This window comes from Pseudomonas sp. 18175 (assembly GCF_050432925.1).
Lineage (GTDB): Bacteria > Pseudomonadota > Gammaproteobacteria > Pseudomonadales > Pseudomonadaceae > Aquipseudomonas.
In genome coordinates, this window is record NZ_JBKFTO010000001.1 from 417,535 (window position 1) to 435,793 (window position 18,259).

The window sequence follows — 18,259 nt, forward strand, 5'->3', positions numbered from 1 at the left end:
ATTGATGACTGAATCAAACGAAACGCCGAACACCCTGGAAGAAGGCGACGAGTCCAAGCACCGCCGCATCAAGAGTTTTGTGATGCGCGCCGGTCGCATGACCGAAGGCCAGCAAAAAGGCCTGGAACAAGGCACGCCGCTGTTCGTATTGCCCCTGGCCGATGCGCCGGTGGACTACGACCAGGTGTTCGGCCGTTCGGCCCCGCGTTCCCTGGAAATCGGTTTCGGCATGGGCCACTCCCTGCTGGAAATGGCCGCCGCCTCGCCAGAGCAAGACTTTATCGGCGTTGAAGTGCACCGCCCAGGCGTGGGCGCGCTGCTCAATGGCGTGCTGACCCAAGGCCTGACCAACCTGCGGGTGTATGACTGCGACGCGATCGAAGTGCTCAACCGCTGCATCGCAGACAACAGCCTTGACCGCTTGATGCTGTTCTTCCCGGACCCATGGCACAAATCCCGTCACCACAAGCGCCGCATCGTCCAGGCTTCCTTCGCCGAACTGGTACGCAGCAAGCTGAAAGTGGGCGGTATCCTGCACATGGCCACCGACTGGGAACCGTACGCGGAATACATGCTGGAAGTGATGAATGTCGCCCCTGGCTATCGCAACATCGCCGAAGACGGCAAATGTGTGCCACGCCCGGCCGAGCGGCCGATCACCAAGTTCGAACGTCGTGGTGAGCGACTCGGGCATGGTGTGTGGGATTTGAAGTTCGAAAAACTGGATTAACCCGCTACGCATCTACGGCGGTGGAGCAGGCCTGCTTCACCGCCGTTTCGTTTCTACTTGTAAAGGAATACAAGGGTTGAAAGTTACGTTCCCCTGTCTGTTGTTGCTGAGCCTGCTGTCTTCGACAGTCTGGGCCACCCCTGCTTCCTCCCTTCCGATACCTTCCCCCGACGACTACTTTGAGCGCGCCCAGAACAGGGCAGAGCAACTCAAAACACAATTCGACGAGTACGTGGCGCTGGAGGCCAGCGGTAAGTTGGACACCAAGGCCCTGCCTGAGTTATTGAAGGGTGTGGAAGGCGACATGGCCGCAATGCAGCACGACTTAAAAATGGCCGCCGAAGGTGGGCACGTCGTCGCCACATATATGCTGGCCAATATGCAAAGCCGGTTCGGGATGGGGGACGAACAGCGCAAGCAGGTGTGCGAGCCCATGCACAAAGCAATGGACAAAGGACTTCTGGCGGCAGCGGTGGGTTATTACTATCAGTGCGACCAGACTTACATGCGTTTTGATTTTCTTGACCCAGGCCACGTGAAGTATCTGGAAGATCTTAAGCAGATGCTTTTGCGCGTAGATGGGTTCAAGGACTTTTACCCTTTGTATACACAGCGCTCGTTGTGTTTCGAGGGCGATCCCCGGGCTGAGATCAAGGAGCAAAGAACCTTGGGCAACATGCAGGCGCGGGCCAGTGCGCGGATGTTGACCTATGACCAGTACCGGGCGGATGCCTACTACATATTGGCAGCGACGCGGATGAACGAAAAAGGCATGCCGGACAGCCTTAACCTGACCTACCTGAACCAAGCCTTCGAGCTGGGTTGTAAAGACCCGATGACGCTCAAAGCGTATTACGAAAAGGCGTTTGGAGGGCAGGTGGCCCAGTAGCGTTGTTTCGTTCCTCGACGGTAGCGAGCGCCCCAATCAACGCCAGCCTGGAATGCGGTCAAAAATGTGGGAGCGGGCTTGCTCGCGAATGCGGTGGATCAGTCGACATCTTCAGTGACTGAAAGTCCGCATTCGCGAGCAAGCCCGCTCCCACATTTGTATCTATGTTGGATTTGAGATCAGCGGCGGTCTGCTACTACGCCAATCAGTACCAGTACAACCACCAACACTGGCGCCAAGCTGTAGTTATTGAACTGGCTCAACCCCCGCACAATCCACGGCGTGGCGTAGATTAACGCCGCACCGCTGCCGATCATGCACAGCAACGCCATCAACGGTACGCGCAACGCACCGGCAACGCTGCCCAGGCGGGCTTCGACCCAGCCCTTGATGTCGGCGCCAAACAGCACCAGCAAACAGCCCACCAGGGCCAGGGAGATTTCCGACAGGTTGCTACGGCTCCAGCGGGATACGGTGGCGAGCAGGTCGAGTACCAAATCCATTCGATTTCCTTAGAGCGATCAGCTCAAAAACTTCTGCAACAGGTCATTGAGGAAGAGTTGCCCGCGGTCGGTCGCCGCCAGGCGTGACGGTTCGACCTGCATTAAGCCACTTTGTTCTGCCTCGCGACGGCCTTCATCCAGGCTCGCCAGGTCCAGGCCGGTACGTTCGGCGTACAGCCTGGCTTCGACGCCTTCAGTAAGGCGCAAGGCGTTCATCAGGAACTCGAACGGCAGCTCTTCGTTGGTCAGTTCCTTCGCGCCGGCCTGGAAGTTTTTCGCCGGGTTGAGGTAGTCCTTCGGTGCGCGGGTCTTCCAGGTGCGCACAATGCGCCCATCCGGGTGGCTGAGCTTACCGTGGGCGCCGGCGCCGATGCCGATAAAGTCGCCAAAGCTCCAGTAGTTCAGGTTATGCCGCGCCGGGCGACCGGGTTGGGCATAGGCCGACACTTCGTATTGCGCGTAACCATGCTCGGCCAACAGTGCCTGGCCGGCTTCCTGGATGTCCCACAGGGTGTCGTCTTCCGGCAACGCAGGCGGCTGGTTCCAGAACACCGTGTTGGGTTCCAGGGTGAGCTGATACCACGACAAATGCGTCGGTTTCAGCGCGATCGCCTGGCGTAGATCACTTAAAGCATCGTCCAGGGACTGGTTGGGCAAACCGTGCATCAGGTCCAGGTTAAAGTTATCGAACCCGGCCTGGCGCGCCATGCCCGCCGCGCGTACGGCCTCATCGCCATTGTGGATACGCCCCAGGGCCTCAAGCTTTTCCTTCTGGAAGCTCTGGATGCCAATGGACAGGCGATTAATCCCCAGCTTGCGGTACGCCACGAACTTCTCTTGTTCGAAGGTTCCGGGGTTGGCTTCCAGGGTGATTTCGATATCACGGGCAAACGGAATACGTGCTTCCACGCCTGTCAGCAGGCGGCCCAGCGCCGCAGCGCTGAACAGACTCGGCGTGCCGCCACCAAAGAAGATCGAGCTCAGTTCGCGACCGTAAACATCGTGCAAATCCTGGTCGAGATCGGCGAGCAAGGCGTCCACATACTCCTCTTCCGGCAGCACTTTGCTGGCGGTGTGGGAGTTGAAGTCGCAATACGGGCATTTGCGCACGCACCACGGGATGTGGATATACAGCGCCAAGGGCGGCAGCAGGGGCAGGGCCGCCCGTGGAGTTTGCGCGCCGCCGTGGATCAGCGGCTGCGCAGAGGTGTTTTGGGTCATTTCAGGCTCAGGCGTTGGCGCAGCAAATCCATTGCGCGGGCGCGGTGGCTGATCTGGTTCTTGTCGGCCGGGCTCAGTTCGGCACTGGAGACATTGCGCTCCGGCACCCAGAACAGCGGGTCATAGCCAAACCCATGCTCGCCGCTGGCCGCGTGCAGGATGCGCCCATGCCACAGGCCTTCGCACAGGATCGGCAGCGGGTCATCGGCGTGGCGCACCAGGGCCAGCACGCAGACGAACTGTGCGCCGCGCTCTGAATCCGGCACGTCCTTGAGGGCTTCAAGCAGCTTGGCATTGTTGGCCGCGTCGCCTTTGCCATCGGCATAACGCGCCGAATAGATACCAGGGGCGCCGCCGAGGAAGTCCACTGCCAGCCCCGAGTCATCCGCCAACGCCGGCAGGCCGGAGAGGCGTGCAGCGTTGCGTGCCTTGAGGATCGCGTTCTCAACGAACGACAGGCCGGTCTCTTCCGGCTCTACCTGGCTGAACTCGCCAATGGAGCGCAGTTGCACGGACTCACCAAGCATGGCTTGCAGTTCTTTGAGTTTGCCGGCGTTATGGCTGGCCAGTACGAGTTGGGTGAGGTTCATCATTCGGCCGGGAAAAGTTCTTGGACAAAACTGAAACCGTGGGCCTTGCCGCCGGTTTCAACGTTGATGGTGAAGGTCTTGAATTCCTGCTGCGGCACCGAGTAGGGCGCCAGGTAGTTGGTCACGCCTTTTTCGGTGATCTGCTTGAAGGTCAGCACTTCACTCTTGCCGAGCGAGTCCTTGATGGTGCCGGTCACTTGCGCCACCACGGGCGTCACACCCTTGAACACCGATACGTTGATCAAGCCCTTGTTCTTGCTGCGTACCACACCCACCGCCTGAGCGGTTTCCGGTTGCAGGAAGCTGGAAGTAAAGGTGTTGTAGCGCACAGTGATATCGCCGAATTCCTTCGTACGATTAGGGTCGATAATGTCGGCAGCCATGGCGTTGGCGCCCAGCAGCGCAGTCAATAGAAAAACAGCCAAACGACTCATGAGCGTCCCTCTTGAAAATGATTAGACGGCAATCTTGTGGTCGGTCAGGCCCGGGCTACTGACCCGGTAAATACCGATTTCGCCCAACAGGTTGGGCCATAGTTTACTCGCCCAGCCGTGGCGGTGCTGTTGATCGACGGCAAGGCGGTTGATCACCTTGGCTTCACGCTCGCCACACAAGGCTTCGAAGTCTTCGAAGGTGCAGAAGTGGATGTTCGGCGTGTTGTACCAGGTGTACGGCAGGAAGTCCGACACCGGCATGCGGCCCTTGGTGGCCAGGTACCAGCGGCAGCGCCAGTGACCGAAGTTGGGGAAGGTGATGATGCATTGGCGGCCGACGCGCAGCATTTCGTCGAGGATGCGGTCCGGGTAGTGCACGGCTTGCAGGGCCTGGGTCATCACCACGATGTCGAAGCTGTTGCTGGCAAAGTTGCCCAGGCCCTTGTCCAGGTCCTGCTCGATCACGTTGATGCCCTTGGCCACGCACTGGGCGATGTTGTCCGGGTCGTTTTCCAGGCCATAGCCGGTGACTTGCTTGTTGTCCCGCAACCAGCTCAGCAGTTCGCCATCGCCGCAGCCCAGGTCGAGCACGCGGCTGCCGGCGGGGATCCATTCTTGGATGATGTCCAGGTCGGCTCTCATGGCGTTCTCACAATACGATTCGGTTCATGTAGTTGCTGAAGGCCTGCAAGTAGCGCGGGATCGGGATCAGGAAGGCATCGTGGCCTTGCGGAGCATCGATCTCCAGGTAGCAGACGTCTTTGCGTGCGGCCATCAGCGCATCCACCAGCTCACGGGAGCGGGCTGGCGAGAAGCGCCAGTCGGTGGTGAACGACATCACGCAGAACTTGGCGGTGGCACCTTCGAAGGTTTTTGCCAGGTCGTCGTCGTGGTTGGCGGCCGGGTCGAAGTAGTCCAAGGCCTTGGTCATCAGCAGGTAGGTGTTGGCGTCAAAACGCCCCGAGAACTCCTCACCCTGATAACGCAGGTAGCTTTCTACCTGGAATTCGACGCTGTGGAAGTCGTAGTTGAGCTTTTCGCTCTTGAGACCACGGCCGAATTTCTCGCCCATGGAATCATCGGACAGGTAGGTGATATGACCGACCATCCGCGCCAGCATCAGCCCGCGCTTGGGAATCACGCCCGCTTCCTGGAACGAACCGCCATGGAACTCGGGGTCGGTGAGGATCGCCTGGCGCGCCACTTCGTTGAAGGCGATGTTCTGCGCCGACAGCTTGGGGGCCGAGGCGATGGCCAGGCAATGGCGCACGCGGTCTGGATAGGTGATGGTCCATTGCAGCGCCTGCATGCCGCCCAGGCTGCCACCGATCACGGCGGCCCATTGCTGGATACCCAACAGGTCGGCGAGGCGGGCTTGGCTGTGCACCCAGTCTTCCACGGTCAGCACCGGGAAATCAGCGCCAAATGGCTTGCCGGTTTCCGGGTTGAGGCTGCTGGGGCCGGTAGAGCCGTTGCAGCCGCCGAGGTTGTTCAGGCTGACCACAAAGAACTTATTGGTATCGATGGGTTTGCCGGGGCCGATGCAACTGTCCCACCAGCCGGGTTTGCGATCATCGGCAGAGTGGAAGCCGGCCGCGTGATGATGGCCGGACAGGGCGTGGCAGATCAGTACGGCGTTGCTCGCCGTGGCGTTCAGTTGGCCGTAGGTTTCATAGATCAGGTCATAGGCAGGCAGCGAACGGCCACAGGCCAAGGCCAGGGGCTCGCTGAAGTGCGCCACTTGGGGCACGACCAGTCCAACAGAATCGGGGGGAAAGGCAGCTGGCATCGACCCTGCTCTCGTTTAAATGAGGCGTAAGTCTAAAGACCGCTGCACCTAGCGGCAAGCAAAGGCCGGAGGTTATCCGGCCCTTGCACCAAAGCCAGCCTTGAATCAGATCAGGCCGAACAGTTCTTTAGGCATGAATGCATAGAACGCCAGTCGCGGGATTACCCAGCTCTGCACCAACTGGATCGCGATAAACGCAAAGATCGGCGAGATATCCAGGCCACCCAGGTTAGGAATCAGACGGCGGAACGGCGCCAGTACCGGCTCGGTAATCTGGTACACCAGTTCGGCGCCCGGGCTGCGGCTGCCCGGTGCGACCCACGACAGGATCACGCTGATGATCATCGACCAGAAAATGATCTTCAAAAACAGCGAGAAGATGCCGATCAGCGCCCATGGCAACAGCAGCACGGTGAAGGCCTGGTAACCGTTGAGTGTCAGGATCACGGCGAACAGCAGGATCTGCAGCAACAGCGCCAATACCAGCGACGACATGTCCAAGCCAAACAGGCTCGGGATCACCCGGCGCAATGGCTTGAGCAACGGCTGGGTGGCCTTGACCACGAACTGGCACAGCGGGTTGTAGAAGTTGGCCCGCACCAGTTGCAGGATAAAGCGCATCAGCACGATCAGCAGGTAAAGGCTGCCCAGCGTCTGGATGATAAAGATAAGCGCGTCATTGATTCCGAGCATGTTTGATTCCTGAATAAGGGAAGGTTATTTGCCCAGCTGCTCGGCCATCTCGGCCGAACGATGTGCTGCGGCACCCAGTGCTTTTTCCACCAGGGCTTCAAAGCCCCCGGCCTGGAACGATTCGATAGCGGCTTGTGTGGTGCCACCTGGCGAGGTCACGCGACGGCGCAGCTCGGCGGCATCCACGTCGCTGGAAACCGCCATATGCGCGGCGCCCAGGGCAGTTTGTTCGGCCAGTTGCTTGGCGACCTCCTGAGGCAGGCCCAGCTTCACGCCGGCTGCGGTCATGGACTCGATCAGCAGGAAGAAATACGCCGGACCACTGCCGGACACGGCGGTGACCGCGTCCAGTTGCTGTTCCTGTTCCAGCCACAGGGCGATACCCACAGCAGACAGCAGTTCCTGGGCTTGGTCACGCTGGGCGGCGTTGACCTCGGCGGTTGCGAACAGACCGCTCACACCCTTGCGCAACAGCGACGGGGTATTGGGCATGCAGCGCACAATGGGCTGCGCGCCGAGCCAGCGGGTCATGCTCGCGCAGGTGATACCGGCAGCGATGGACACCACCAGTTGATGCGGTTGCAGGCTTGGACGCAGGCTTTCGCACACGGCTTTCATGGCCTGGGGTTTCACCGCTAGCACGATCACATCGACGCCCTGGATGGCCTCGGCGTTGTTGGCGAAGGTTTCAATGCCGTGCTCGGCACTGACGCGGGCACGGGTGTCGGCGCCCGGGTCGCTGGCACGGATCTGCGCGGCGTCCAGGCCTTTGGCCCGCAGGCCGCCGATCAGGCTGGCCGCCATGTTGCCGGCGCCGATAAAGGCAATACGCGTGTTGCTCATGACAGGTCCTTATTCAGTGAAAAGTCAGCCATTTCATGGCTGGCCGTAGTCGCGGGCACCAAACAGGGCGGCACCGATCCGCACCCAGGTGGCGCCTTGGGCGATGGCCGACTCAAGGTCGTGGCTCATGCCCATGGAAAGTGTGTCCAGCGGCAGGTTCAAGCTGGCTTGCAGCTCGCGCACTGTGGCGAATGCTGCATCTTGCGCGGCGCGATCTTCGGTCGGCTCGGGGATTGCCATCAGGCCACGCAGCTTCAAGCGCGGCAGGGCGCTGATGGCGTTGGCCAGGGCCGGCAGGTCGGCGGGCGTACAGCCGGACTTGCTGGCTTCGCCACTGACATTGACCTGGATGCAGATATTGAGCGGCGGCAGGTCAGCCGGGCGTTGTTCGGACAGGCGTTGTGCAATTTTGAGGCGGTCCACGGAATGCACCCAAGCGAAGTTCTCGGCGATAGCGCGCGTCTTGTTCGATTGAATGGGGCCGATGAAGTGCCAACTCAAGGGCAGGTCGGTTAATTCGGCCTGTTTGCCTAGGGCCTCCTGGAGATAGTTCTCGCCAAAATCCTGCATGCCGGCGGCATAGGCTTCGCGCACGGCTTGCGCGGGTTTGGTCTTGCTCACGGCCAGCAGGTGGATGCTGTTTGCGTCGCGCTGCACGGCGTCGGCCGCGGCGCGGATGCGCTGGCTAACCAGGCCGATGTTGTCTGCTATCGTCGACATTCAAGATGCGCCCGTGGATATGGAGTCCGCGGCATTCTACTGGAAATGGAAAGCCCTATGGATATCACTGAACTGCTCACTGTGTGCGTGCGCCGAGGCGCCTCCGACCTGCATCTGTCGGCGGGCCTGGCGCCGATGCTGCGGGTGGATGGCGAGGTCTGGCCACTGGATTGGCCGGTACTGTCGCCGCCCCAAGTGAAGGATTTGCTCAGTCCTTTACTGAACCAATACCAGCAAAAGGATTTCGAAACATCTCTTGAAACAGACTTTGCCTTCGAACTGCCCGGTGTCGCGCGGTTCCGCGCCAATGTGTTCCAGCAGGATCGCGGCATGGCGGCAGTGTTTCGCACCATTCCCAGCGACGTTCAGAGCCTGGAAGCGCTCGGGCTGGGTGAGGTGTTCCAGCGCATCGCCCAGTTGCCCCGGGGCCTGGTGCTGGTCACTGGGCCTACCGGCTCAGGCAAGTCCACCACGCTGGCGGCGATGATTGACTACCTCAACCAGCATCGACGCCAGCACATCCTTACCCTTGAAGACCCGATTGAATTTATCCACAGGCCAAAAAACGCGTTGATCAACCAGCGCCAAGTGCATCGCGACACCCATAGCTTTTCCACCGCCCTGCGTTCGGCGCTGCGGGAAGACCCGGACGTGATCCTGGTGGGCGAACTGCGCGACCTGGAAACCATCCGCCTGGCCCTGACCGCGGCTGAGACCGGGCACCTAGTGTTTGGCACCCTGCACACCAGTTCGGCGGCAAAGACGGTGGACAGGCTGGTGGACGTGTTCCCGGCAGGGGAAAAAGCCATGGTCCGCTCGATGTTGTCGGAGTCGTTGCAGGCGGTGGTGTCTCAGGTACTGGTGAAGAAGATTGGCGGTGGGCGCGTGGCGGCGCACGAGATCATGCTGGGCACGCCGGCGATCCGGAATTTGATCCGCGAGGACAAGGTGGCGCAGATGGTCTCGGCGATACAGACGGGTGGGGCGTTGGGGATGAAGACGTTGGATATGAGTTTGAAAGCGTTAGTCGGGGAGGGGGTGGTAAGCCGGGATGAGGCGCGGGAGAAGGCGAGGGTGCCTGCGGACATATGAGGTCTTACGGAAGGTGAAAATCAAATGTGGGAGCGGGGGGGGGGGGGGGGGGGGGGGGGGGGGGGGGGGGGGGGGGGGGGGGGGGGGGGGGGGGGGGGGGGGGGGGGGGGGGGGGGGGGGGGGGGGGGGGGGNAGGCGAGGGTGCCTGCGGACATATGAGGTCTTACGGAAGGTGAAAATCAAATGTGGGAGCGGGCTTGCTCGCGAATGCGGTGGTTCAGCCAGCTCATCTGGTGCTGATAGACCGCATTCGCGAGCAAGCCCGCTCCCACATTTTTACCGCATTTCAGTCTGGAATCAGCGTTGCACTACACGAAGGTTGTTCTGTTCTTTAGGCAGCACCCGCTTGGCAATCACGTAGTTCTTGTCCCAAAACGGCTTTTTCAGCGTGTCGATGCTCACCGACTTGCCCCGACGAGGCGCGTGGATAAAGCGGTCGTTGCCCAGGTAGATGGCTACGTGGTTCACCTGGCGGCTCTTAAGTTTGAAGAACAGCAGGTCGCCCGGCTTCAGGTCCTTGCGGTCAACCTTCTGACCGTGGCCAGCGGCCATGGCGTTGGAGGTGCGTGGCAAATCCACCGCTGCGACGTCATTAAACGCATATTTCACCAAGCCGCTGCAGTCGAACCCTTTACTTGGGCTGCTGCCGCCCCAACGATAAGGAGTACCGAGCACGTTAACGGCGCGGCTGAGGACATTGCTGCTTTGCTTAGTGTTCACCCCGACCAGGCCGGCAGTTGCCTTGCCGTTATGAGCCTTGCTCAATTGAGTCGGGCGGTTGACGGTCAGCTTGACCGACTTGGCGGTGCTTGGCGTGCTGTGGACTTTAGGGGTGAAACCGTTGACGTTAGGAAGTCGTTGCTCACGATTGGTGGCGTGGGCGGCCAGTGGCATTAATAGGCAGATGGTTAGCCATGTCTTGAAAAATGGTCGCATTAGGCGTGGCTCTTATGGGTTTGCGCGCAACTTTATAACAGCTTTTTGTGCTGTTCTCAGGCCGTTTGTCGACTGAACCTTGGGGTCAAAATCAGGAAAAACGCGACGAATCGCCGCAATTGTCCTACACAAGTCAGGTGGCATAAGGCTTTGAGGGGAGGGAAGATACCCTAGCCGTACGTCGGGCGCCCGTAAAAAAGTCACAAAGAAAATGAAAAAATTTATCTATCGAGGCAAAAGAGGTACGCGATGAACACCTATCGACAGGATTATCCCCAGCAAGACACCCACAGCAAGGTGATCGGCTACCTGCTCTGGATTTTCGGTTTTACCGGGGCGCACCGCTTCTATTACGGCAAGCCGGTAACCGGCACGATCTGGTTTTTTACCTTCGGCCTTTTGGGTATCGGCTGGCTGATCGACCTGTTCCTGATCCCGGCCATGGACCGTGAAGCCGACCTGCGGTTTACTGCCGGGCCTATCGAGTACAACATCGCCTGGATACTGCTGGCGTTTCTTGGCGTGTTTGGTGTGCACCGCATGTACCAGGGCAAATGGATCAGTGGCCTGATCTACCTGCTGACGGGTGGGTTGTTCCTGGTGGGGGTGCTGTATGACTTCTGGACGTTGAATACGCAGATTTCGATTCGTAATGCTGAGCGTAATGGCGGTCGCTGAGTTTTCTGAACCAGAGTGAGATCCAAATGTGGGAGGGGGCAAGCCCCCTCCCACATTTACTGTGCCCACATTAGAGAGGTGGGCTATCAGGCCTTGTAGGTGATTCTCCCATCGACCACGGTGTAACGCACCGCCGCCGGCAGGCTATGTCCGATGAACGGGCAGTTTTCACCCTTCGACAGCCAATGTTCCCCGGCCACCGTCGAGCTGCCCACATCGAACAACACCAGGTCCGCCGGCCCACCCACGGCCAACTTGCCCGCTGGCAGGCGCAGGGCCTCGCCCGGTCCCGTGCTCAGGCGTGCCAGCAGCGTCGGCAGGTCGAGCAAGCCGTCTTCAACCAGTGTCATCGCCAATGGCAGCAACAGCTCAACACTGCTGATACCCGGCTCTGTCGCACCAAACGGTGCCAGCTTGGCATCCCGCTCATGGGGCTGGTGATGGCTGGAAATCGCCGATATCACACCCGACTTCACCGCCGCACGCAAACCGTCACGGTCGGCACGGGTACGCAGCGGCGGCTGCACGTGGTAAAGGCTGGAGAAGTCGATCAGCGCTTCGTCCGTCAAAATCAGTTGATACAGCGCCACATCCGCCGTTACCGGCAAACCACGGGCCTGGGCCTGGGCGATCAGGGCGACACCGCGGGCGCTGGTCAACTGGCTGAAGTGCGCACGCACGCCGCTTTGTTCCACCAGCAGCAGGTCGCGGGCCAGGGCCACGGTCTCGGCGGTTTCCGGAATGCCGGGCAGGCCGAGGAAGCTGGCCACGGCGCCTTCATGGGCCAGGCCGCCCTCGGCCAGGTCGCGGTCCTGGGAGTGGAAGATCACCGTCAGGTCGAAGGTGGCCGCGTATTCCAGGGCGCGCAGCAGCGTGCGGGTGCTGCGAAAACTCTCCAGGCCATTGCCGAACGCCACGCAACCGGCGTCGCGCAGGGCGATCAGCTCGGCGAGTTGTTCGCCTTCCAGGCCTTTGCTCAGGGCGCCGATGGGGAACACTTTGCAATTGCCGGCTTCACGGGCGCGGTCGAGGATCAGCTCGGTCACCGCCGAGGTATCCAGGATCGGCTTGGTGTGCGGTGGGCAGCACAGGCTGGTCACGCCACCGGCGGCAGCGGCGCGGGTTTCGCTGGTGATGGTGCCTTTGCGACTGTAGCCCGGTTCGCGCAGGGCGACGTTCAGGTCTACCAGGCCGGGCGCGGCTACCAGGCCCTTGGCGTCGATGCTTTCAACTGCGCTGAAACCGGCCGGTGCGGCGCCGATGGCAATGATCTTGCCCGCGTCCAGGTGCAGATCGGTAACTTGGTCCAGGCCACTGGCTGGGTCGATGACGCGAGCGCCGAGGATGCTGAGCTTCACTGGGCGTTCTCCTGCTCGAATTGACGTTGCGCGGTTTGCCCGCTCATGGCCATGGACAGCACGGCCATGCGGACGGCGATGCCGTAGGTCACCTGGTTCAAAATCACCGATTGCGGACCATCGGCCACCGCCGACTCAATCTCCACCCCACGGTTGATGGGGCCCGGGTGCATGACGATGGCATCTGGCTTGGCGCCGGCCAAACGTGCGGTGGTCAGGCCGAACAGGCGGTAGAACTCGCCTTCGCTGGGCAGCAGGCCACCGGCCATGCGCTCACGTTGCAGGCGCAGCATGATCACCACGTCCACATCCTTGAGGCCTGCGGCCATGTCGGTGTAGACCTTCACGCCGTACTGCTCGATGCCGATGGGCAGCAGGGTTTTGGGTGCGATCACGCGGATATCTGGGCAGCCCAGGGCTTTGAGGGCCAGCATGTTCGAACGTGCGACCCGTGAATGCAGGATGTCGCCGACGATGGCCACCGAGAGGTTTTCAAAGCTGCCCTTGTGCCGACGGATGGTGAGCATGTCGAGCATGCCCTGGGTCGGGTGGGCGTGGCGGCCGTCGCCGCCGTTGATGATCGCCACCTGCGGGCACACGTGCTCGGCGATGAAGTGCGCGGCGCCGGAGTCGCCGTGGCGTACCACGAACATGTCGGCGGCCATGGCTTCCAGGTTGCGCAGGGTGTCGAGCAGGGTTTCGCCCTTGCTCGCCGACGAGGTGGACACGTTCAGCGTGATCACGTCGGCCGACAGCCGCTGGGCCGCCAGTTCAAAGGTGGTGCGGGTGCGGGTGGAGTTCTCGAAGAACACATTGCAGATGGTCTTGCCGCGCAGCAGCGGGACCTTCTTCACCGCGCGGCCACCGACTTCGAGGAACGAGTCGGCGGTGTCGAGGATTTCGGTGAGCAGTTCGCGGGGCAAACCGTCGAGGGACAAGAAGTGTTGCAACTGACCCTGAGCATTGAGCTGCAGCGGGCGCTTGGCATCTAGAGGCGTCATCGCGGGGACTCTTTACAAGGCGGTTTAAAGGGCGAGGTCTTGCAGTTCGAGTTCGAGCGGCGTTGGACCGGACAATTTTACTCGCTGGTGGGCTGCAAGCGACAGTGTGGCACCCACCACATCCGGGCTGATCGGCAGTTCGCCAGCGTCCAGGTCCAGCAGGCATACCAGGGTCACGCTGGCCGGGCGGCCGTAGTCGAACAGTTCGTTCAGGGCGGCGCGGATGGTACGACCGCTCATCAGTACGTCGTCGATCAGCACCAGGTGCTGGCCTTCGATCTCGAACGGCAGGGCAGACGGGCGCACTTGAGGGTGCAGGCCGTTCTGGCTGAAATCGTCGCGGTAAAAGGAAACGTCCAGCGTGCCCAGGGGCGCGTCGCTGCCCAGTTCTTCCAGCAACGCCTGGGCCACCCACACACCGCCGGTGCGAATGCCGATAAAACGCGGCTCGCTGATGGCGCGGTGTTGCAGATGGGCCGTAAGGCTTTTAGCCATCTGGCTGATCAGTTCGGCGGGGTTCGGCAAGCTCATGGGGGCTCCTTCAAGGCCTTGGCGCAGGGCAAGGCCCGGGCTCAAACGTAAAAAAACGCGGCAAGCCGCGTCAGTCAGGATTCAAATAAAGCGGTGTTTTCGTCCAACCAGCCCTGCAACAACAAGGCGGCGGCGATGGCGTCCACGGGGTTGTCGCGGTAGCTGCCTTTCTGCCCGCCACGGTCACGGCGTTCACCCTTTGCTTCAAAGGTAGTCAAGCGCTCATCGTGGGTATAGAAGGGCAGGTTGTAGCGGCCATTGAGGCGGCGGGCGAATTTTTCGGCGCGCAGGCACATGTCGCTGGGGGTGCCGTCCATGTTCAGGGGCAGGCCGACCACGACGGCATCGGGCTTCCACTCCTTGATCAGGGCTTCGACCTGGTTCCAGTCGGGTATGCCGTTCTGGGCTTTCAAGGTGCACAGCTCGCGGGCCTGGCCGGTAATCACCTGGCCGACCGCTACGCCGATCTGTTTGGTGCCGTAGTCAAAACCCAATATCAAACGCAAAGCCATCAGGCGTGCCCCGCCTGGCTGGTGAGCAGGCTAAGGTTGACCCGCAGCTTGGCCGCCGCCGCTTCAAGGCGCAGCTCACTGGGGGTGTTGAACAGGATTTCGGCATCGAACGGGCATGTCAGCCAGGCATTACTGGCCAGTTCCGCTTCCAGCTGGCCTGCCTCCCAACCGGCATAGCCAAGGGTGATCACGCTTTGCTCAGGGCCGATACCGTCCGCGATGGCGAACAGCACATCCTGGGACGTCGACAACGACACGCCTTCAAGGTCAACCGTGGCCTGGAATTTCGGCCCGGTCGGGTGCAGCACAAAGCCGCGATCAGTCTGCACTGGCCCGCCGACGTAGATCGGCACGCCCTGGCAGCGCGCCGGCGGGTCGATCTCGGGGCGCAATTGCTCAAGGATATCCGCCAGGTTCAGCTCTTGCGGACGGTTGATCACCAACCCCATCGCACCCTTGGCTGTGTGCTCGACGATATAGGTCAAGGTTTGCGCAAAGTTCGGGTCGGCCATATGGGGCATGGCGATCAGGAATTGGTGCTTGAGGTAGGTCGGGCTGACGTTTTTCATGTTCGGTAGTGTGGCGGTGGAGGGGCGAACTGACAAGTCTGATCATCTGTGGGCATATGACTGTGGCGAGGGAGCTTGCTCCCGTTGGACTGCGCAGCAGGCCCATTTTCTGGGGCCGCTTCGCAGCCCAGCGGGAGCAAGCGCCCTCGCCACAACAAGGCTGCTCTTGAGGCCTCAGTTGCTGGAGAGGCGGTCGCCCTTGGCGAACTTCCAGGTGCGGATGATTTCCAGGCGATCAACGTCGTTCAGGTCACCCGTAAATGGCGCGAAAGGCGCAGCCAGACGCACGATGCGCTGAGCGGCCTGGTCCAGCAGCGGCTGGCCGGAGGACTCCAGTACCTGCACCTCATATAACGTACCGTCACGGTTGATCGACACCAGTAAGCGCAAATTGCCATAGATCTGCTGGCGCCGTGCTTCGTCCGGGTAGTTGAGGTTGCCGATGCGCTCGACCTTCTTGCGCCATTCGTCCTTATACCAGGCGCCTTTGTCGCGCATGGTGGAGGCGGCATTGAGCCGGTAGATGCGTGGGCGCTTGGCGTACAGCTGTTGTTCGTGGGCCAGCTCGGCTTCCAGGCTGGAGATTTCGTCGGTCAGCGTCGAACTGTCGAAAGTGGGCGCCGGCTTGACCGGCTCGGGCGTAGGTTCGGTCTTGGCTTTTTCGCGCTGGGTCGGGGCCTTTTGCGGCTTGGGTGCGACGGTGGTCACGGCGGCCTTTGGCGCGGCCTGCTTGACCTCGGGCTTGGGCGCCGGCGGGGGCGTGACTTTATTGACCTTGTTGTCCTGGAACGGCGCCACTTCGGTGGTCTTGGGTATCGCTTTCTTGTCCAGGGTGCCGCTGCCTTGCTGGTTGTCCTGGGCGAGGAAGTCGGCTTTCTCGGGCTTCTTCTCGCTCTTGAAGGTGGCGAGGGTGATTTCCAGGGTCTGGGTGATCTGTTTGGGCTCGACCATGGTGAAACCCACGCCAAGGATCAGCGCCAGGTGAATCAACGCCGCCAAGAACAGGGTAAATCCGAGCCGATCAGCCGGGCGTACGCCGCTGTGGGAGAGTTCGGGGGGCAGATCGGACGGGAGTGTCATGACAAGAAAACCAACATCGCGCGTTTCACAGGTGGCGCATGATAACGCAATGTTGGTGTGTGTCCGGCTGTTCTATGTCACTTGGCTTGTAGCTTGCGCTCAATGGCGGCCATCAGCATTTCGCCGATGTTCGTGCCAAATGCGTTGTCGATCTCACGGATACAGGTAGGGCTGGTGACGTTGATTTCGGTGAGGTGCTCACCAATTACATCAAGACCTACAAACAATAAGCCTTTTTCCCGCAGGGTCGGGCCAACTTGGCCTGCAATCCAACGGTCTTTTTCTGACAGAGGTCGTGCCTCGCCGCGGCCACCGGCCGCCAGGTTGCCACGGGTCTCGCCTGCGGCCGGGATGCGTGCCAGGCAGTAATCCACCGGCTCGCCGTCGATCATCAGGATGCGCTTGTCGCCGTCCTTGATCGCCGGCAGGTAGGCCTGGCCCATGATCTGCTGGGTGCCTAGGGCGGTCAGGGTTTCCAGGATCACCGACAGGTTCGGGTCGCCGGCGCGATGACGGAAGATCGAGGTGCCGCCCATGCCGTCCAGCGGCTTGAGGATCACATCACCGTGCTTGGCGGCGAATTCACGCAGCACGTCGGCACGGCGGCTGACTACAGTTGGCGGCGTGCACTGTGGGAACAGGGTAGCGAACAGCTTTTCGTTGCAGTCGCGCAGGCTTTGCGGTTTGTTGACGATCAGCACGCCTGCACGCTCGGCCTGCTCCAGCAGGTAGGTGGAGTAGACAAACTCCATGTCGAACGGCGGGTCCTTGCGCATCAGGATCACGTCCAGATCGCTCAAGGGGCTGTCGATTTCGTCCTCAAGCTCGAACCACTTCTCAGGGTTGGCAAATACCTGCAGCGGTCGCATGCGAGCGCGGGCCTCGCCGTCACCCTGGTAAAGATCGCGCTGCTCCATATAGAACAGGGTCCAGCCGCGGGCCTGGGCGGCCAGGAGCATGGCCAGCGAACTGTCCTTTTTATAGGAAATGCTGGCGATAGGGTCCATGACAATGCCGACGCGAACGCTCATGGGGATTTCCTCTAGCAAATTAGGGCGCATAAAAGTGGCGTCAGAGTGGCGCTGCGGCTGTTGTGGGTCAAGGAAAAACCACCTGGCGGGTGCCTCGATAGATTGCTCCCCGAGACTGTGCTAAAAAGACTGCCACGGCGCAGCGGCCCTTGAATTCCAAGGCTTGCGGCGCTCATCCTGTGCAACATCAGGCAGTACACACCGAAAACCGATTCGCTGTGGCGATGGTAGAGCAGATATGGAACAGCATTCCAACGCCTTGAGAGTGATGGTGATCGACGATTCAAAGACGATCCGCCGCACCGCCGAAACCCTGTTGAAGAACGTGGGGTGCGAAGTCATCACGGCCATCGACGGTTTCGATGCCCTGGCGCGGATTGTTGACCATCACCCGCACATTATCTTTGTCGACATCATGATGCCGCGCCTGGATGGCTATCAGACCTGCGCCCTGGTGAAGAACAACCCGGCGTTCAAGTCGATCCCGGTGATCATGCTGTCCTCCAAAGACGGCCTGTTCGACAAGGCCAAGGGGCGCATCGTGGGTGTCGATCAGTTTTTGACCAAGCCGTTCAGCAAGGAAGAACTGCTGGGTGCGATCAAGGCCTACGTGCCTGCCTTCGCCGCAGTGGAACAAGCACACTGACACCGCCCCACAAGGGCTGGCGTCTACCTAAGTAGTGGGGAAAACCATGGCACGTGTTCTGATCGTCGACGATTCGCCGACCGAAATGTACAAACTGACCGGCATGCTGGAAAAGCATGGCCACCAGGTCCTCAAAGCCGAAAACGGTGCGGACGGCGTGGCCCTGGCCCGCCAGGAAAAACCCGACGCCGTGCTGATGGACATCGTGATGCCGGGCCTCAACGGCTTCCAGGCCACCCGCCAGCTGTCCAAGGAGCCGGAAACCAACGGCATCCCGATCATCATCATTACCACCAAGGACCAGGAGACCGACAAGATCTGGGGCGCACGCCAGGGCGCCAAGGACTACCTGACCAAGCCTGTGGACGAAGAAACCCTGATCGCCACCCTGAACAAGGTGCTGGCCGGCTGAC

23 protein-coding genes are annotated in these 18,259 nt (G+C 60.8%); 6 read left to right on the plus strand and 17 right to left on the minus strand.

The genetic code is table 11. The features are described 5' to 3' along the window. The first annotated feature begins 4 nt into the window (after nt 1-4). Nucleotides 5-730 carry a tRNA (guanosine(46)-N7)-methyltransferase TrmB gene (trmB, locus tag ACLD1Y_RS01895; protein ID WP_429474933.1) on the plus strand — a complete coding sequence of 242 codons (726 nt, stop codon included), beginning with the start codon at nt 5-7 and terminating at the stop codon, nt 728-730. Between the two features lie 76 nt (nt 731-806). Next, a complete protein-coding gene (locus ACLD1Y_RS01900) occupies nt 807-1,619 on the plus strand; it encodes a hypothetical protein (protein ID WP_429474935.1) in 813 nt (270 codons plus the stop codon). A 179-nt stretch (nt 1,620-1,798) separates the two neighbouring features. On the opposite strand, the gene ACLD1Y_RS01905 is transcribed toward ACLD1Y_RS01900, so the two are convergent. The 9 genes from ACLD1Y_RS01905 to ACLD1Y_RS01945 form a co-directional block, all read right to left on the minus strand. After that, nucleotides 1,799-2,122, minus strand: coding sequence for a DUF3392 domain-containing protein (locus ACLD1Y_RS01905; protein WP_010207241.1), 324 nt, complete (start codon nt 2,120-2,122; stop codon nt 1,799-1,801). Nucleotides 2,123-2,140: 18 nt separating this feature from the next. Beyond that, on the minus strand, nt 2,141-3,343 hold the full coding sequence (hemW, locus tag ACLD1Y_RS01910; RefSeq protein WP_429474936.1) for a radical SAM family heme chaperone HemW: 1,203 nt from the start codon (nt 3,341-3,343) through the stop codon (nt 2,141-2,143). Then, nucleotides 3,340-3,936: an RdgB/HAM1 family non-canonical purine NTP pyrophosphatase gene (gene rdgB, locus ACLD1Y_RS01915; protein ID WP_429474938.1), complete on the minus strand. Its 597-nt coding sequence runs from the start codon at nt 3,934-3,936 to the stop codon at nt 3,340-3,342. The genes hemW and rdgB overlap by 4 nt, the downstream gene beginning before the upstream one ends. Further along, nucleotides 3,933-4,367, minus strand: coding sequence for a DUF4426 domain-containing protein (locus ACLD1Y_RS01920; protein WP_429474941.1), 435 nt, complete (start codon nt 4,365-4,367; stop codon nt 3,933-3,935). Before ACLD1Y_RS01920 ends, rdgB begins: the two co-directional genes overlap by 4 nt. Nucleotides 4,368-4,388: 21 nt before the next feature. Next, nucleotides 4,389-5,009 carry a methionine biosynthesis protein MetW gene (metW, locus tag ACLD1Y_RS01925; protein WP_105521094.1) on the minus strand — a complete coding sequence of 207 codons (621 nt, stop codon included), beginning with the start codon at nt 5,007-5,009 and terminating at the stop codon, nt 4,389-4,391. Between the two features lie 7 nt (nt 5,010-5,016). Beyond that, the gene (gene metX, locus ACLD1Y_RS01930; protein WP_429474943.1) at nt 5,017-6,156 is read right to left on the minus strand and encodes a homoserine O-succinyltransferase MetX; all 1,140 of its coding nucleotides are present in this window, start codon (nt 6,154-6,156) and stop codon (nt 5,017-5,019) included. Between the two features lie 105 nt (nt 6,157-6,261). After that, nucleotides 6,262-6,849 (minus strand): YggT family protein, encoded by a 588-nt coding sequence (locus tag ACLD1Y_RS01935; RefSeq protein WP_429474946.1) that lies wholly within the window; start codon nt 6,847-6,849, stop codon nt 6,262-6,264. 24 nt (nt 6,850-6,873) lie between these two features. Further along, a complete protein-coding gene (gene proC / locus ACLD1Y_RS01940) occupies nt 6,874-7,692 on the minus strand; it encodes a pyrroline-5-carboxylate reductase (protein ID WP_429474948.1) in 819 nt (272 codons plus the stop codon). A gap of 33 nt (nt 7,693-7,725) precedes the next feature. After that, nucleotides 7,726-8,412, minus strand: a complete 687-nt coding sequence (locus ACLD1Y_RS01945) for a YggS family pyridoxal phosphate-dependent enzyme (RefSeq protein WP_429474950.1) — start codon at nt 8,410-8,412, stop codon at nt 7,726-7,728. Between the two features lie 57 nt (nt 8,413-8,469). Here ACLD1Y_RS01945 and ACLD1Y_RS01950 point away from each other — a divergent pair, with 57 nt between their 5' ends. Continuing rightward, nucleotides 8,470-9,504, plus strand: a complete 1,035-nt coding sequence (locus ACLD1Y_RS01950) for a type IV pilus twitching motility protein PilT (RefSeq protein WP_429474953.1) — start codon at nt 8,470-8,472, stop codon at nt 9,502-9,504. A 297-nt stretch (nt 9,505-9,801) separates the two neighbouring features. On the opposite strand, the gene ACLD1Y_RS01955 is transcribed toward ACLD1Y_RS01950, so the two are convergent. Continuing rightward, entirely contained in the window at nt 9,802-10,440 is a 639-nt protein-coding gene (locus ACLD1Y_RS01955) for a C40 family peptidase (protein ID WP_429474955.1), read from the minus strand. Nucleotides 10,441-10,689: 249 nt separating this feature from the next. Between ACLD1Y_RS01955 and ACLD1Y_RS01960 the strand changes: the two genes are divergently transcribed. After that, the gene (locus ACLD1Y_RS01960; protein WP_429474958.1) at nt 10,690-11,118 is read left to right on the plus strand and encodes an NINE protein; all 429 of its coding nucleotides are present in this window, start codon (nt 10,690-10,692) and stop codon (nt 11,116-11,118) included. Between the two features lie 86 nt (nt 11,119-11,204). On the opposite strand, the gene ACLD1Y_RS01965 is transcribed toward ACLD1Y_RS01960, so the two are convergent. From ACLD1Y_RS01965 to gshB, 7 genes are all read right to left on the minus strand, one after another. Then, nucleotides 11,205-12,476: a dihydroorotase gene (locus ACLD1Y_RS01965; RefSeq protein WP_429474960.1), complete on the minus strand. Its 1,272-nt coding sequence runs from the start codon at nt 12,474-12,476 to the stop codon at nt 11,205-11,207. After that, nucleotides 12,473-13,477 carry an aspartate carbamoyltransferase catalytic subunit gene (locus tag ACLD1Y_RS01970; RefSeq protein ID WP_016976042.1) on the minus strand — a complete coding sequence of 335 codons (1,005 nt, stop codon included), beginning with the start codon at nt 13,475-13,477 and terminating at the stop codon, nt 12,473-12,475. The genes ACLD1Y_RS01965 and ACLD1Y_RS01970 overlap by 4 nt, the downstream gene beginning before the upstream one ends. 24 nt (nt 13,478-13,501) lie before the next feature. Then, complete coding sequence (pyrR, locus tag ACLD1Y_RS01975; RefSeq protein ID WP_429474963.1) at nt 13,502-14,008, minus strand: bifunctional pyr operon transcriptional regulator/uracil phosphoribosyltransferase PyrR; 507 nt, start codon at nt 14,006-14,008, stop codon at nt 13,502-13,504. A gap of 74 nt (nt 14,009-14,082) precedes the next feature. Beyond that, nucleotides 14,083-14,520, minus strand: coding sequence for a Holliday junction resolvase RuvX (ruvX, locus tag ACLD1Y_RS01980; RefSeq protein ID WP_005792259.1), 438 nt, complete (start codon nt 14,518-14,520; stop codon nt 14,083-14,085). Further along, nucleotides 14,520-15,089, minus strand: a complete 570-nt coding sequence (locus ACLD1Y_RS01985; RefSeq protein ID WP_429475368.1) for a YqgE/AlgH family protein — start codon at nt 15,087-15,089, stop codon at nt 14,520-14,522. Before ACLD1Y_RS01985 ends, ruvX begins: the two co-directional genes overlap by 1 nt. A gap of 174 nt (nt 15,090-15,263) precedes the next feature. Next, nucleotides 15,264-16,169: a TonB family protein gene (locus ACLD1Y_RS01990; RefSeq protein WP_429474967.1), complete on the minus strand. Its 906-nt coding sequence runs from the start codon at nt 16,167-16,169 to the stop codon at nt 15,264-15,266. Between the two features lie 77 nt (nt 16,170-16,246). Continuing rightward, entirely contained in the window at nt 16,247-17,200 is a 954-nt protein-coding gene (gene gshB, locus ACLD1Y_RS01995; protein WP_429474969.1) for a glutathione synthase, read from the minus strand. Between the two features lie 238 nt (nt 17,201-17,438). Here gshB and pilG point away from each other — a divergent pair, with 238 nt between their 5' ends. Together pilG and pilH are read left to right on the plus strand one after the other, a co-directional pair. Further along, nucleotides 17,439-17,846, plus strand: coding sequence for a twitching motility response regulator PilG (gene pilG, locus ACLD1Y_RS02000; RefSeq protein WP_429474971.1), 408 nt, complete (start codon nt 17,439-17,441; stop codon nt 17,844-17,846). Between the two features lie 46 nt (nt 17,847-17,892). Continuing rightward, complete coding sequence (pilH, locus tag ACLD1Y_RS02005; RefSeq protein WP_014720320.1) at nt 17,893-18,258, plus strand: twitching motility response regulator PilH; 366 nt, start codon at nt 17,893-17,895, stop codon at nt 18,256-18,258. The last annotated feature ends 1 nt before the right edge of the window (nt 18,259 follow it).